This window comes from uncultured Aquimarina sp. (assembly GCF_947495315.1).
Lineage (GTDB): Bacteria > Bacteroidota > Bacteroidia > Flavobacteriales > Flavobacteriaceae > Aquimarina.
The window spans coordinates 62,972-78,494 of the sequence record NZ_CANLYD010000015.1 but is presented as its reverse complement, the minus strand read 5'-3'; the positions used below and the strand labels follow the sequence as shown (position 1 = coordinate 78,494).

Below are 15,523 nucleotides of genomic sequence, written 5' to 3'. Positions count from 1 at the left end.
ACTATAGCTCCCTCTCCTGTAGGAGAGGGTTGGGGTGACAAGCATGAGAATACAAAAATATGTAAAATTGTCACACTGAGCCTGTCGAAGTGTATTCTAGTTAATTAGTCTTCGACAAGCTCAGACTGACATAAAAAACAAAAAATATGATAAAAAGAATTGCAATAATAGTATTCATAGGAGTATTTGCTACCTCTTGCGTTTCTTCTAAAGTACATAAAGAATTAGAAGGTAAGTATGCACGATTAAAACGTGATAATCGTAAGCTGGAAGACAAATTTAGAGATTTACAAAAGACCAGTGAAGCTGATAAGTTGGCTATGGATCAGCTTAATGATGCGTATGAAAAAACCAGAACAGAAAGAGATGCATTACAATCCAAGTATGATGCACTTTCTAGTAATTATGAAAACCTGAAGAATTCATATGATGCATTAGGAAAAAATAGTGCAGCTGCATTAAATGCGAATAATAAGAGAAATAGAGAATTGTTGTCTCAGTTAGAAGAAAAAGAAAGAACACTGGCGGCAGAACGAAATCGATTAGAAAAACTACAGAGAGATTTAGATGCTCGTTCTAAACGTGTAGATGAATTAGAAGGACTGATTGCGGCCAAAGATGCTAAAATGCAAGCCCTAAAAACTGCAATCTCTAAAGCTTTACGAAATTTTGAAGGAAAAGGATTAACCGTAGAGGAAAGAAATGGTAAGGTATATATTTCTATGGAGAATAAATTATTATTTGACTCCGGTAGTTGGGCAGTAGGAACACAAGGAAGACAAGCAGTAAAGCAACTAGCGTCTGTATTAGCAGAAAATCCTGATATTGCAGTGTTAATAGAAGGGCATACCGATAATGTGCCGTATACAGGAAATGGACAGTTAAAAGGAAACTGGGATCTGTCTACCAAAAGAGCAACAGCAATTGTAAATCTATTATTAGAGAATCAACAAATCGATGCGGAGAATTTAACTGCTGCAGGAAGAGGAGAGCATTCTCCAGTAGCATCTAATGAAACATCAGCGGGTAAAGCAAAGAACAGAAGGATAGAAGTAATTTTAACCCCTAAGTTAGATGAAATATCCAAATTATTGAATGATATATAATGGTAAGTATAGCGTATAAAAAAAGCGGTCCATTGGACCGCTTTTTTATGCTTTAAGATATATATGTTTGTTAAAATAAACTCTTAAGAATATCCTCTACATCTGCATCTTGATTCACTCTTAACTCCTCTTTAAGTTTCAAAAGTTTTGATTGAAAAGTTTCAATAACTCTTTCCGCATTCATTTTATCTAAAACGACAACTTTTCCAGCAGAAGTTAATAAGTTATATTGATAATGCTTCAATTCTTTAGCTTTTTTAGGATCTAGTTTTCTTTCAACAGATACCGTACCTTTTCCCGTAACAATTGAGATTACACTTCCTTGAGCGGTTACTTTATCCGTTTGTACATTCAGATCTGTAGCAAGACTATATACCTGATCAAAAATTTCAGTCATTTTAGTCCAATCTTCTTGAGCCTGACTAGTTAATCCTGCGCCTACCATAAGTAAAAGTAGAAATAATTTTTTCATAATATTTGGGTGTATTAAAATTTAGTATCAAAACTGCGTATTTGATTTCACGTATTCCAAAACGGAATAAATATAAATTTAGTATTAAAGTTATCTTAAAAAATCGGTTTAAAATAACCAATTTAATTTGAAGTTTCCAAAAAGTGTGCCATGAATTTAGTAAACAAAAATAAAATCCTTAATTATGCATGTAGTAAAAAGCGTAAAAACAAAGAGCGCAGATAACAAAAGGACATTACCAGACGTTTATAATACCCAATTAATTTAAAACTATAAAGCAAATGAAGAGGTTATCCATTTTTGTAATAGTATTATTATCTGTAATTAAAGGAGTGAGTCAGGAAAGTGAAGAAGAGTACCAGAACGAAGAAGAAACGCAAAGTGAAGAAGAGGTACAGGATGAGGAGGAGGATCAAAACAATTATTTCGATTTCTATAAATATTTTGATTTTACTAATGATGAGTATTCCAATGTCTTGGATAAAGTGAATGAGATGAGTTCAGAAGAAGAAGAAATACTATATAAATTTGTGGTAGAGGTTCAGCAAGATAAAGTATTAAAAGATAGATTATTCAGGGAGTTGATTACAAAACCCAAAAAAAAGAGTCCTTATAAGGGTAAAGACAGTCCAGGTTTTAATTGTGTTATACAAGGTCTTATCGAAAGTAAAACAGTGTATGATGCGATAATTAAAGACGGTCGTTCTGAGCAACAAGCTAGAAATGCTGCAGCGCTCTCCGAAAGAACCATTCGCAGAAAATGCGGTATCACCAAAAAAGTGAATAAGGAATAGTATAACTATTAACCATATTCTAAGTAAAAATGCCTGTCAGAAACCGAGGAAAAGAAGCCAGTGACGATCGATTATTTGGTGATCCGAAGATGCAAGAAAAGCTAAAGGAAGCGGCAAAAGATATGTGTTATTTACTTAGTAGAGGATTTGCAGAAAAATCATCATTACAATTAGTAGGCAATCGATACAGACTTAATGCCCGGCAACAAAGAGCGCTTCAAGGAATAAGTGCAAGTGAACAAAAAATACTACTACGCGGAGAAAGAAGTATAACTCCTGATAATCTTAAAGATAAAACTATTGCAATAGATGGGTTTAATCTACTCATTATTATGGAAAGTGCTATATCTGGAGCGTATGTTTTTAAGGGATTGGATGGATATTATCGAGATGTTTCTGGTGTACATGGAACGTATAAAAGAGTTCAAAAAACAGAAGAAACGCTATTGTTAATAGGTAATACCTTAAATGAATTGGGCGCAATTGCTGTAGACTGGTATTTTGATGCCCCAGTCTCTAATAGTGGTAGATTAAAAACGATGCTGCGTGAATTGGCAGAACAGTATCAATTCCCTTGGAACATATATTTAGAGAATAATCCAGATAAAGTCTTAGCGGATTCTGATCATATAGTAGTAAGCTCTGATGCCTGGGTACTGGATAGAGCACTACAAAGCTTTAATTTAGGAGCGTATCTTATAGAAAATAATATATCCAAAGCTTCTGTTGTAACTGCTAGATAACAGAGTTATTTTTCATCGAAAAATTGTACATTGATAAGCTTAGCAAAGCTATCGAAAGTAGATTTTTAGAAATACAAATGCTCCTGTCCAACTCCTATTAAAGTAAGATTGTTAAGAAACATCTATCTTTGCAACGTACTCACGTACACGTTCTTTGTAAAACCATACTCCATAGTTCTTGAATTAAATATAAATTTTTAAAACTATGAAGATGAATTGGAAAATTCAAAAACTATTGAATGGTGAGACAATTGTCTCCAAAGAACCAGGTAATTCTATGTTGCCTATCTTACGATCAAAACAACCTGTGGTATTGGAACCCATAAATTGGGAAGATTGCAAAGCAGGAGATATTGTTTTTTGTAAAGTAAGAGGAAACTGTTTTACACATTTAGTCAAAGGCAAAAATGTAAAACGAGGATTACTAATCGGTAACAACCGAGGTCGCATCAATGGATGGACCAAAAATGTATATGGCAAAGTGATAGAGATATTACCAATGTCATAATGGTAGCGCGATAAGCGCTTTTTTTGTTTATAAAATGATAGATCAATCAAAAAAGTTGTGTCCTCATAGTGTGTTTAGTTCACATTACACTTCCTTTTTTCGAGTAAGGATTGAGATTTTTACTTAGAGTACCCGTCCTAACCTTGTACCAAAGGAAAGAATTTTTGCATATTACTCATAGACGGGTAATAATTTTCCTGTTTTTTCTGAAATAAGAAGGCTATAAAACATCATCTCTGCATCACAATGTATATTACAGCATAAGGAAATCCACTATTTCCCTCAATAGAAACCTTGCTTCCCTCATTCTTGCTTTTATCAATCATAGAAAGACAATACTTTTATATGAATCTAAAGAATAATAAGTGTTGGATGAGTGAGGAATTAATTTTTAGGTTGGTTAGTTGTGAAACGGATGTAGTAATGGGGTAACTGCATCCGTTTTTTTATTTAGACAGTACATTTTCTTTATATATTTCTCGAACTAGTTTATGATAAGAGTTCCGATTGATCACGATTCTGTTTTCTTGTATTTCCATCAAGGGATTGTAACGTTGTAGCACTTTTTTTACGATTTCTTCAGTAAAATCAGTTTTAGAGGCTATTCTGTGTATGGCAAATAGCTTATTTTCTTTAGTTAAGTCTTTATAATATGTGTTTAGCATGGATTTGTCTCACGAGTTAGTTATAAAGTTAAAAGCAAACTAAAGATATAAAAATATATACAAATATCATTTTTTGTATAAAATAATATACAAAATAATTAATTTAGTCATAACCAAGCATATTTGGTTAAGTGTTTTTTAAAGAAAAAATACTATAAAAAAAGAGCTCCTAGTTAAGAAGCTCTTTTTCCGGTTAAAAAAGTAAAGGGTTCGGGGAATACAAACCCTTTTCAGTGAGGTAACAATCGTACCTCCTTTTGGTTGGTATAAACTTTTTTAGATTTTGTTCATCATCAAAACAAGCTGTAATTTTATTTTTTGCATATCCGTTTAGAAATTTATTCGGATATATTATACTTATTGAAATAATTATTCCGCAAATCTTAAAAATACATAAAACACTAATAATCAATACATTGAATTTTGAATTAATGATTCAATACTTAATTAATGTGTAGATATTTATGGTGTTGTTGTAGATAAATTTCTCACTTTATGAGCTTTATGATGATAAAAATATAAGCAAGTAGCATTGACGGATTTATTATGATAATTTTTGGAATATCTAAGAAGAGAGTCTTTAATTTTGGTTCATTTAATAAATTTTAGATTAAAGAATGAAGTATACTACATTACCAAATACAGATATAAAGGTTAGTAAAATATGTTTAGGCTCTATGACTTGGGGACAGCAGAATACAGAATCAGAAGGTCATGAGCAAATTGAGTACGCAATTAGTCAAGGGGTTAATTTTATAGATACTGCAGAGTTATACTCTGTACCTGCTAAAAAAGAAACACAGGGAAGTACAGAACGAGTTATAGGAAGTTGGTTAAAGAAATCTGGGAAAAGAGATGAGGTAGTAATTGCTTCGAAAATTGTTGGGCCAGCAGAGTTTTCGAAACACATAAGAAAAGGAGAATTTAGCAAACAAGAAATTGCAGATGCCATCCATAAAAGTTTAGAAAGATTACAAACTGATTATATAGATCTTTATCAATTACATTGGCCAGAAAGGCATACTAACTATTTTGGCAAGTTAGGATATACACATGATGAAAATGACACGTGGACTGATAATTTTGTCGAAGTTTTGGAAAATCTCAATGAATTTGTAAAAGAAGGTAAGATAAGACAAGTAGGAGTTTCTAATGAAACGGCATATGGGTTGATGCGATATACTGAAGAAGCCCGAAAAGGAGCTCCCAAAATGATTACGATACAAAATCCATATAATTTACTAAATCGAAAGGATGAAATTGGTCTTACAGAGGTTTTACATCGTGAAAATATCGGTCATTTACCATATTCACCACTAGGATTTGGGATGCTGACTGGCAAGTATCTTGAAGAAATTCCAAAAAATTCTAGAGTTGATCTTTTCCCTAATTACAATCGGTATATGAATGAGAATAGCTATAAAGCAACTAGATTATATAACGAAATTGCTAAAAAACATAATATCAGTTTAACCCAATTATCATTAGCGTTTGTAAATCAACAACCTTTTGTAACGAGCAATATCATTGGAGCTACTTCTATCGATCAGCTTACAGAAAATATTGGTAGTATTCACCTTACTTTGTCCGATCAAATTATCAACGAAATCAATGAAGTTCATATGCAGATTCCTAATCCAGCGCCTTAAAAATTAACCAAATAGATATTCTACTACGTCTTCAATTTTGGCAACTAATTGAATATTAATCTGTGTGTTTTTTCGGGAAATTTTATTGTATTTAGAAACAAAAATAGTCGAGAAACCTAACTTTTCGGCTTCTTGTATTCTTTGTTCAACCTTGTTTATAGGTCTGATTTCACCGGCAAGTCCAACTTCTGCGGCAAAGCAATAGTCTTTAGCGATTGGGATATCCTCGTTAGATGATAATATAGCAGCAACAACAGCAAGGTCAATAGCGGGATCATCCACAGAAATACCACCTGTAATATTCAGGAATACATCTTTAGCACCTAATCTGAAGCCAGCACGTTTTTCGAGTACAGCAAGGATCATATTTAATCGTTTGAGATTGTATCCAGTAGCACTTCGTTGAGGAGTACCATAAACTGCCGTGCTAACCAGTGCCTGTATTTCTATCATCAATGGTCGCATACCTTCTACAGTGGCTGCGATGACAGTTCCGCTTAATTCTTCTTCTTTTTTAGAGATTAGAATTTCACTAGGATTACTGACTTCTCTAAGACCGCTACCTAACATTTCGTAAATTCCTAATTCTGATGTAGAACCAAAACGGTTTTTCAAGGCTCTTAGAATTCTATAGACGTGGTTTCGATCTCCTTCGAACTGAAGTACGGTGTCTACCATATGTTCTAGTATTTTAGGGCCGGCTATATTTCCGTCTTTTGTGATATGACCAATAAGAATTACTGGAGTTGCCGTTTCTTTAGCAAACTTAATGAGTTCTGTGGTACATTCTCTTATTTGTGAAATACTACCAGCACTACTTTCGATATAATCACTATGTAGGGTTTGTATGGAGTCAATAATAACAATATCTGGTTCTGTAGTTTCTATTTGTCTGAAAATATTTTGAGTTTTGGTTTCAGTAAGAATCAGACAGTTATCTGTTTTAGAATGTATACGCTCCGCGCGCATTTTTATTTGTTTTTGACTTTCTTCACCAGAAACATATAGGGTTTTGTAAGGTAGTTTTAAACTAATCTGCAGTAACAGCGTACTTTTTCCAATCCCTGGTTCTCCTCCTAATAATGTGAGTGATCCGGGAACCAACCCACCGCCAAGAACTCTGTTTAATTCAGCATCATCTGTGTTATATCTAGCTTCGTGGCTGGTATCAATTTCAGAGATTTTTAAAGGTTTTGAGACTCGACGTTCTTTTGATGACGTGTTAGGATCTTTCCAATCATTTTTTTGAGCCTTCTGGACTACTTCTTCTGCAATGGTATTCCATTCTTTGCAAGAAGTACATTGCCCTTGCCATTTAGCATATTGTGAACCGCAGTTTTGGCAGAAAAAGACAGTTTTGGTTTTGGCCATAGCTTATAAATTGATTGTAAAAATACTATTATTTAAGTTCATTCTGCAATTAGTACCAAAACAAAAAGATCCCAAAAACGGGATCTTTTTACTATCTGATTTGTCTTTTAAACTAAGTGTTAATAACCGAAATCCTCTTTTATTTTATTAACTTTCTCTAACATATAGTCTTTGGTTAAAAAAGCTACTTCATTTAATTGAAATCCATTTTCATATGCCCTCATGGCTTTTTTAGGTTCCCCTAGCTGTTCATAACCTAATCCTAGATAATAAAACCCTAACATAGTTTCAGGATGTTCTTTAATAGCTAATTTACCGAGTGGCTCTAGCTCTTCCCATAATTCCTTTTTTTCTATCGCTGTAGAAATAGCTATAAAATCGTTGATTCTAATTTGACGCTTGATTCCATATAATTTTTCAGTAGTATCATAGATATCTACAAGGTAATCGTATAGTGATGTTTCTAGCGTTAGGATATCTTCTTTATAAGTTTTTTTACTAATTGGTCGATACATTTTGAAAAAAACCTCCATAGCTTTTGGAATTGCTCTTCCTACTAATGTATAGTGTGATGATTCATCAAAATTATCAAAGAAATAATTTAATTCGGTGTTTTCAATTAACGCTAGTTTTTCATCTAAAGAAATCAGATCATTTTTAATATTTTCTGCATCATTACTTGCAGTAGCTAGATAATACCATAAATCAGTTTTTGCACTAGTAAGCACATTTTCTAAGCGTTCTTTCATTGGAGGTGCTAATTCGGGACTTAAATTAATATACCCTTGAAAAATTGGATTGTCTTTAAATAAAAAGTAATTGATGAAGTTTCCCGTATAATCGTGACCAACAATAATTTTAAGTTCTGCGGTTCTATAAGTTTCTTCGATATGCGGCATTAATTCTTGACCAATAAATTCAAAAAATTCTGCACCTTTACCTTCGGGTAAATAGCTAGCTAAATCATATCTACAATCATCTTCTCTTGTTTTTCTCTGAAGAACACCTACTACGATGGACTCAGGCATATCCTCCCAATACGAGAAATAATCAACATTACCAGCTACCGGTTCGAATAAATGATCACCATCTAATACAAGAATTACAGGATATGTTTTATCCTCGTTTTTCTCATAATTACGAGGCAATTGGATTTTTAAATCTCGGTTTTGATCTAGTTTGATAGATCTAAATGTTTCGTATTTTACCTGACCATATGAGATCGAGGTAAGGATTGATATAAGAATTAAAAATATACTTTTCTTCATAAGTGGTAAAGATTAGGGTTAAGCGAGTGACAATATATAAATTATTTTAAACCTTTAAAATTTTATAACAAACCGATAAAATAATCAATCTATTGTTTATAAGGGTTTTATTAAGTTTTCTTTCCTCTATTTAAAATTGGTAGGAATAAAAATGATAACGCCCCAACGATAATATTTATTGCAGTTTGCGAACCCCATAGAATCCAGCCAAAAGCTTCTCCGTCACTTTTTTCGAAACCAAAAAAAATAAATACTGCTCCGACAACAATTGGGAATGGTAATATCCCAATACCTCCATTAGTGGTAGACATGGAAAAAGAGCCAACCACAAAAGCAACCAGAATTACGCCTATAGAAGCACTATCCAAATTTGGGACGGCAAATTTTACAACATAAAACATTAATACATATAAAAACCAGATCAGGATAGTATGAAAAAGGAAAGCCCATTTTTGCTTCATAGAGAAAATGCTTTTCATCCCATCTAATAAACCCATCCCAAAATCTCTAATTTTTACAATCCATTTGTTAGAAGATTTTTGAAGAATTTTTAGTCCTAAAAAGCCAATAAGTATTAGTAATAGAATTATCCCAAGTGTAAGTAAAGGATTAATGTTTTTTTCTTCAAGAAAGTTAAGTAAATACTCTGTCTGCAGAATACCTGCCATAGTGGTTACTATGATAAGCATAATTAAATCAGTTATTCTTTCTGAAACTATAGTTCCGAAAGCTTTTTCAAAAGGAATTTTTTCGTAAGTAGATGCTGTAAAACCTCTTAGCACTTCGCCAGACCTGGGAACTCCTAGATTGGATAAGTAACCTACCATTACTGCCATAAAACTATTATATAGTTTAGGGTTGTAACCAAGAGGGTTTAGTAAAAACTTCCAGCGATATGCTCTGGAGATATGAGATATGATACCTAATGTAAGTGATATTAGTACCCAAAGCGGATCGGCATTTTTAATGTTTTGTAATAATTTTGTTCTGTATTCTGGAGTTGCAGAGCTGAGAAAATACCAAATTAAAAAAACTCCCAACATAAGCGGGAGTATTATTTTTAAGAATTTTATGAGTTTAGGATTCACTCTTTTACTTTAGCAAATTATTTTCCTCATTAGGAAATAACAATGATGGTTTAAACTTCTTAGCAGCTTCAATATCCATCATTGCATAAGTGATTAAAATCAATATATCTCCTTTAGCTACTTTTCTGGCGGCCGCTCCATTTAATGTAATTTCTCCACTATTTCTAGGCCCTGGAATAGCATAAGTTTCCAGACGTTCACCGTTATTGTTATTAACGATCTGTACCTTTTCACCTTCTATTATATTAGCGGCATCCATTAAATCTTCGTCAATAGTGATGCTACCTATATAATTTAGGTCAGCACCTGTTACTTTAACGCGATGAATTTTTGATTTTACAACGTGTACAAACATGTTACAAATTTAGTTATTTTTAATTTAGGGCAATGTTATCTATAAGTCTAACTTCTCCTGCAAAAACTGCAATAAAAGCTCGATACTTTGTATTCTTTCGTTTTCTTTTAATCGATTTAAGATTAGAAACTTTAGCGATCTCAAAATATTCTAATTCTAGCGTGTCATTATTTTTAAACTGTTCTGAAACCCAATCGGTTAAATCTATTACACTTTTTGTGCCAAAATCATTTTTGACTTGTTTTAATGTCTTGTATATCAAGGGAGACTCTTGAAGTTGTTTTTTGTTTAGTCTTTTGTTTCGGGAGCTCAATGCCAATCCACTATCTTCTCTGTAAATAGGGCAGCCAATAATTGTTACTGACATTTTTTCAATTTCAACCAGTTTTTTTACAATTTGAAGTTGTTGAAAATCTTTTTCGCCAAAATAAGCCTTGGTTGGGGAAACAATAGTAAATAAATGTTTAAGAACAGTTCCAACCCCATCAAAATGACCTGGACGAAATCTACCTTCCATTTCATGTTCTAAGCCATTGAAATCATACTTAAGAGAATTATTTTTTGACCCATATATTTCTTCCGGATTTGGCGCAAAAACAATAATATTTTTAGATATATTAGAAAGAAGTGCTATGTCTGAATCGAGAGTACGTGGGTAATTAACTAAATCTTCAGAGTTATTAAATTGAGTAGGATTGACAAATATACTCACAATCACAACTTGATTTTGGTCGATTGCTTTTTGTACCAACGCTAGATGGCCATGATGTAAAGCTCCCATTGTAGGAACAAAACCAATGCTCTTATTTTGTTTATGTAAGTCTGCAACATCCTGTTCAACGTCCAGTCTTTTCTCGTATACCCGCATTTATCTAAAAGTTAAAGGCGTGCAAAAATAAGATATTACTGGCAGACTACATAAATTTTCGTAATTTTGCAAAAATTTATTCCTAAGGAGACGAGAAAAGTAGATCATATGAAAGATAAGAGGATATTGTACGTATCATCAGAAGTAATACCTTACCTACCAGAGACAGAGATTTCATCTATGTCTTTTGAAGCACCAAGAATGGTAAACAGCAAAGGCGGGCAAATTAGAATTTTTATGCCCAGATACGGAAACATTAATGAACGTAGACATCAACTACACGAAGTAATTCGTTTATCAGGGATGAATCTTGTTATTAATGATTTAGATATGCCTTTAATTATTAAAGTGGCCTCTATCCCTAAAGAAAGGATGCAGGTTTATTTTATTGATAATGAAGATTATTTCAAGCGAAAAGCTACGCTTACTGACGAAGAAGGAAATTTGTTTCCAGATAATGATGAGCGAGCAATATTTTTTGCAAAGGGAGTTATTGAGACTGTTAAGAAATTAAATTGGTCTCCTGATGTAATTCATGTTCATGGATGGTTGGCATCTATGTTGCCATTATATCTAAGAAATTATTACGCTAATGAACCGTTATTTAGCCATAGTAAGATTGTAACTTCTGTTTATGATCATGGATACAAAGGAACATTAGACAAAAATATGTTAGAAAAAGTTAAGTTTGATGGAATAGATGAAGAGAAGATAACTGATCTTGCTAAACCAACGTATAATAATGTAATGAAAGTTGCAATAGATAATTCTGATGCAATAATTGTTGGGTCAGAAGAAATTCCTGAAGAACTTTCCAAACATTTAGAAACTATAGATCAACCTGTATTAGAATATAAAAAACCAGATGAATTTGCTGATGCCTATGAAGCCTTCTATCAGACAGAAGTGTTGGTGTAGCAAAAGGAACTATTATGAATTTGAAAAATGTTTTGATCAAAATAACAGCTATAGTAGCTGTTATTTTTACTGCTGTATCTTGTGATGATGATTTTAATTCAGTTGGAAGTGAGGTAATTGGAGATGTAAATTTTGAAGATGATGAATACAATGCTATTCCAATAGCCTACAGTAAAAGATTTGAAAAAGTGCAAACCAGTGGTTTACCTAATAATTTATTAGGTGTTTATGATGATCCAGTGTATGGTCAATCTGTTTATAGTGTAGTTTCTGAGGTATTACCTAGTCAATTTAATCCTAGTTTTGGGGATAATGCGATTTTGGATAGTGTAGTCTTGAATCTACCATACTTTAGTACTTTAACAGAATCAACTACAGGAGATGATGGAGTAGTTACAAATACATTTGAATTAGATTCTGTGTATGGTTCCAACGGAATAAAATTATCCATTTATCATTCTGACTATTTCCTAAGAGATTTTGATTTTGATCAAGGAGCAGAAGAAAGACAAGTGTATTATTCTGATGATATTAATGAAAATTTTGGACCTAGTTTGGAAAACAGGTTATTATTCACGGTAGATAATTTTAAACCTTCACCAAACCAAATACGTTTGTTAACTGAGGATGATGATACAGATGAGGATGATGAACCTCAATTATCAACTTTTATTCCAGCCTTAAGATTGACGTTAGTTTCTGAAGATGCAGCAGCAGCAGCTACAGAATTGAATCCTGATAACGAAAGAACTGATAATCAAGACCTAATTGATTATTTTAAAACCTTATTTTTAGACAAAGAAGGAAGTATAGAGTTAAGTAATACTAATAATTTCCGTAACTATTTTAGAGGTCTTTATTTTAAAGCAGAATCAAATATAAATACTGAAGATGAAAATCTTTTGTTTTTTGATATAGCTGATGCGAATTTCACATTACACTATTCTTTTGATACAAGTGAGGAGGATGAGGATGATGCTGATGGAGATGGAGATATAACGGAACCCATTAGAGGTGAGGGTAGTTTTATACTTAATTTCTCAAATAATATTGTAAATAGTATTGATTTTAATTTTGCGAATGCTATATTAAATGATGGTATCACTAGTATAGAAAATGCTTTAGATAATCAAGATGAAGTTAATGGTGAAGCAAACTTGTTTTTGAAAGGTGGAGAAGGATCTTATGCCGTTATGGACTTATTTAATGGTATGGTAACTAATGAAGATGGAGAATTAGAAAATGAATTAGATTTCTTAAAACGACAAAATTGGTTGATTAATGAGGCCAGTATGAAAATTTATATCAATCAGGATGAAATGGTGTCTGGAGATACCGAACCAGAGAGGATATATGTCTTTAACCTTGAAACAGGAGAAGTTCTTGTTGATTTCTTAGCAGACCCAACATCTAATCAGACTAGTCCAATACTATCTGTTACTAATCATTTGGGAAGGATTAGTCGAGATAGTGACGAAAATGGAGAATTTTATAAAATAAGATTGACACGTCATGTGATCAATGTTCTGAATGAAGATACAGATAATGTAAAACTAGGATTATCAGTGTCTCAAAACGTTAATGTTGTAGCGAGCGCTGAAGGAGTTACCCCTAATAACACTGAAGATGAACTTATCCCCTTTTCATCTATAATATCCCATGAAGGGACAATTCTTTATGGAAATACAACCAATGTTCCTGAAGAAAAACGTTTAAAGCTTGATATTTTTTATACAAGATCAAAAAGTAATTAACTGACAAACAAGTAAACCATGTGTGGAATAGTAGGGTATATAGGCCATAGGGAGGCTTATCCAATTGTATTAAAGGGATTAAAAAGATTAGAGTATAGAGGATACGATTCCGCAGGAATTGCACTTTATGATGGTCAGGATATTAAGTTATCCAAAACTAAGGGAAAAGTTGCTGATCTTGAAGAAAGATTAGTAAAAGAAATTTCAACGGATGGAAATGTTGGAATAGGGCATACTAGATGGGCTACTCACGGAGTTCCAAATGATGTAAATTCTCATCCTCATTATTCTAATTCTGGTGACCTGGTGATTATTCATAATGGAATTATAGAAAATTATGAATCACTTAAAAAAGAATTAATAAATAGAGGGTATACTTTTACTTCTGAGACGGATACGGAAGTATTGGTTAATTTGATTGAAGATGTAAAGACAAATGAAAATGTCAAATTAGGAAAAGCTGTTCAGATAGCATTAAATCAAACAGTTGGTGCTTATGCTATTGCAGTTTTTGATAGACAAAAACCCGATGAAATAGTTGTAGCCCGACTAGGAAGCCCTCTGGCAATCGGTGTAGGTGAAGATGAGTTTTTTATCGCTTCAGATGCTTCTCCATTTATAGAATATACGAATAATGCTATATATCTCGAAGATGGCGAAATGGCTATTGTTCGTAGAAATAAAGAGATAAAAGTAAGAAAGATCAAAGATGATAGCCTAGTTGATCCTTATCTTCAAGAATTGCAGATAAATCTAGAGCAAATAGAAAAAGGTGGATACGACCATTTTATGCTTAAAGAGATTTATGAGCAACCAAGTGCAATAAGTGATACCTATAGAGGTAGAATGAGAGTCGCTGAAGGGATCATAAAAATGGCAGGTATTGATGATAACCTTGCAAAATTACTCAATGCTAAACGTATTCTTATTATTGCTTGTGGTACTTCGTGGCACGCTGGTCTTGTAGCTGAATACATTTTTGAGGAGTTAGTAAGAATTCCTGTAGAGGTAGAGTATGCTTCAGAATTTAGATATAGAAACCCTGTTATCCATCAGGATGATGTAGTTATAGCTATATCACAAAGTGGAGAGACTGCAGATACAATGGCTGCAATTAAATTAGCAAAAGAGCGAGGAGCATTTGTTTTTGGAGTATGTAATGTAGTAGGATCTTCTATCTCCAGAGAAACACACGCAGGAGCCTATACACATGCAGGTCCGGAAATTGGAGTAGCATCTACCAAAGCTTTTACAACTCAGATTACGGTACTCTCGTTGATCGCATTAAAGTTAGCAGAAAGAAAAGGGACTATTTCTAATAGTGATTTTCATTATTATTTACAGGAATTAGAACGCATTCCGGAAAAAGTGAAACTTGCATTGGAGTCTAATGATCATATTAAATTAATTGCTGATAAGTATAAAGAAGCTAAAAATTTCTTATACTTAGGGAGAGGATATAACTTCCCAGTAGCTCTAGAAGGCGCTTTGAAATTAAAGGAAATTTCATATATACACGCAGAAGGATATCCCGCAGCAGAGATGAAACATGGCCCGATCGCTCTTATAGATGAGCACATGCCTGTTGTTGTAATTGCTACCAAAAAGGGACACTATGAGAAGGTAGTAAGTAATATTCAAGAAATTAAATCCAGAAAAGGAAAGATTATAGGGATTGTAACAGAAGGAGATGAAACGGTAAAAAAACTTGCGGATCATGTAATCGAAATACCAGAAACTATTGAGTTTCTTACTCCGCTTTTAACAACAATACCACTTCAGTTATTATCATATCATATTGCTGTTATGTTAGATAAGAATGTAGATCAACCAAGAAATCTTGCGAAATCAGTTACCGTAGAGTAATATTTGAAACACACCAAAATATTTATTTAAATGCAAAAATGTGCGATATATCGCACATTTTTGCATTTAATCGATAAAAAAATAGTAAAAAGCTATTG

At 32.9% G+C, this 15,523-nt stretch carries 15 protein-coding genes; 8 read left to right on the top strand and 7 right to left on the bottom strand.

From position 1 onward, the window contains the following. The first annotated feature begins 146 nt into the window (after positions 1-146). Positions 147-1,106, top strand: coding sequence for an OmpA family protein (locus tag Q0910_RS21955; protein ID WP_299221503.1), 960 nt, complete (start codon positions 147-149; stop codon positions 1,104-1,106). Positions 1,107-1,176: 70 nt separating this feature from the next. On the opposite strand, the gene Q0910_RS21950 is transcribed toward Q0910_RS21955, so the two are convergent. Further along, on the bottom strand, positions 1,177-1,578 hold the full coding sequence (locus tag Q0910_RS21950) for a hypothetical protein (RefSeq protein ID WP_299221500.1): 402 nt from the start codon (positions 1,576-1,578) through the stop codon (positions 1,177-1,179). Between the two features lie 281 nt (positions 1,579-1,859). Between Q0910_RS21950 and Q0910_RS21945 the strand changes: the two genes are divergently transcribed. From Q0910_RS21945 to Q0910_RS21935, 3 genes are all read left to right on the top strand, one after another. After that, positions 1,860-2,372, top strand: a complete 513-nt coding sequence (locus Q0910_RS21945; protein ID WP_299221497.1) for a hypothetical protein — start codon at positions 1,860-1,862, stop codon at positions 2,370-2,372. A gap of 29 nt (positions 2,373-2,401) precedes the next feature. Beyond that, on the top strand, positions 2,402-3,115 hold the full coding sequence (locus Q0910_RS21940; RefSeq protein WP_299221494.1) for a DUF434 domain-containing protein: 714 nt from the start codon (positions 2,402-2,404) through the stop codon (positions 3,113-3,115). Positions 3,116-3,326: 211 nt separating this feature from the next. Then, a complete protein-coding gene (locus tag Q0910_RS21935) occupies positions 3,327-3,623 on the top strand; it encodes a hypothetical protein (RefSeq protein WP_299221491.1) in 297 nt (98 codons plus the stop codon). A 446-nt stretch (positions 3,624-4,069) separates the two neighbouring features. Here Q0910_RS21935 and Q0910_RS21930 read toward each other — a convergent pair whose 3' ends face one another. Then, a complete protein-coding gene (locus Q0910_RS21930) occupies positions 4,070-4,288 on the bottom strand; it encodes a hypothetical protein (RefSeq protein WP_299221489.1) in 219 nt (72 codons plus the stop codon). Between the two features lie 617 nt (positions 4,289-4,905). Here Q0910_RS21930 and Q0910_RS21925 point away from each other — a divergent pair. Continuing rightward, the gene (locus Q0910_RS21925; RefSeq protein ID WP_299221486.1) at positions 4,906-5,937 is read left to right on the top strand and encodes an aldo/keto reductase; all 1,032 of its coding nucleotides are present in this window, start codon (positions 4,906-4,908) and stop codon (positions 5,935-5,937) included. 3 nt (positions 5,938-5,940) lie between these two features. Here Q0910_RS21925 and radA read toward each other — a convergent pair whose 3' ends face one another. From radA to panC, 5 genes are all read right to left on the bottom strand, one after another. Beyond that, a complete protein-coding gene (radA, locus tag Q0910_RS21920) occupies positions 5,941-7,308 on the bottom strand; it encodes a DNA repair protein RadA (RefSeq protein WP_299221483.1) in 1,368 nt (455 codons plus the stop codon). Positions 7,309-7,427: 119 nt separating this feature from the next. Further along, the gene (locus Q0910_RS21915; RefSeq protein ID WP_299221480.1) at positions 7,428-8,576 is read right to left on the bottom strand and encodes an alpha/beta hydrolase-fold protein; all 1,149 of its coding nucleotides are present in this window, start codon (positions 8,574-8,576) and stop codon (positions 7,428-7,430) included. Between the two features lie 110 nt (positions 8,577-8,686). Beyond that, the gene (locus tag Q0910_RS21910; protein WP_299221477.1) at positions 8,687-9,664 is read right to left on the bottom strand and encodes a lysylphosphatidylglycerol synthase transmembrane domain-containing protein; all 978 of its coding nucleotides are present in this window, start codon (positions 9,662-9,664) and stop codon (positions 8,687-8,689) included. Between the two features lie 4 nt (positions 9,665-9,668). After that, positions 9,669-10,019, bottom strand: coding sequence for an aspartate 1-decarboxylase (gene panD / locus Q0910_RS21905; RefSeq protein ID WP_118459936.1), 351 nt, complete (start codon positions 10,017-10,019; stop codon positions 9,669-9,671). 19 nt (positions 10,020-10,038) lie between these two features. Then, positions 10,039-10,887 (bottom strand): pantoate--beta-alanine ligase, encoded by an 849-nt coding sequence (gene panC, locus Q0910_RS21900; RefSeq protein WP_299221472.1) that lies wholly within the window; start codon positions 10,885-10,887, stop codon positions 10,039-10,041. 108 nt (positions 10,888-10,995) lie between these two features. Here panC and Q0910_RS21895 point away from each other — a divergent pair, with 108 nt between their 5' ends. The 3 genes from Q0910_RS21895 to glmS are packed head-to-tail and all read left to right on the top strand — an operon-like array spanning position 10,996 to position 15,425. Further along, positions 10,996-11,805, top strand: coding sequence for a glycogen/starch synthase (locus Q0910_RS21895; RefSeq protein ID WP_299221731.1), 810 nt, complete (start codon positions 10,996-10,998; stop codon positions 11,803-11,805). Between the two features lie 14 nt (positions 11,806-11,819). Further along, positions 11,820-13,559 carry a DUF4270 domain-containing protein gene (locus tag Q0910_RS21890; RefSeq protein WP_299221469.1) on the top strand — a complete coding sequence of 580 codons (1,740 nt, stop codon included), beginning with the start codon at positions 11,820-11,822 and terminating at the stop codon, positions 13,557-13,559. 18 nt (positions 13,560-13,577) lie between these two features. Then, complete coding sequence (gene glmS / locus Q0910_RS21885) at positions 13,578-15,425, top strand: glutamine--fructose-6-phosphate transaminase (isomerizing) (protein WP_299221466.1); 1,848 nt, start codon at positions 13,578-13,580, stop codon at positions 15,423-15,425. Positions 15,426-15,523: the final 98 nt, after the last annotated feature.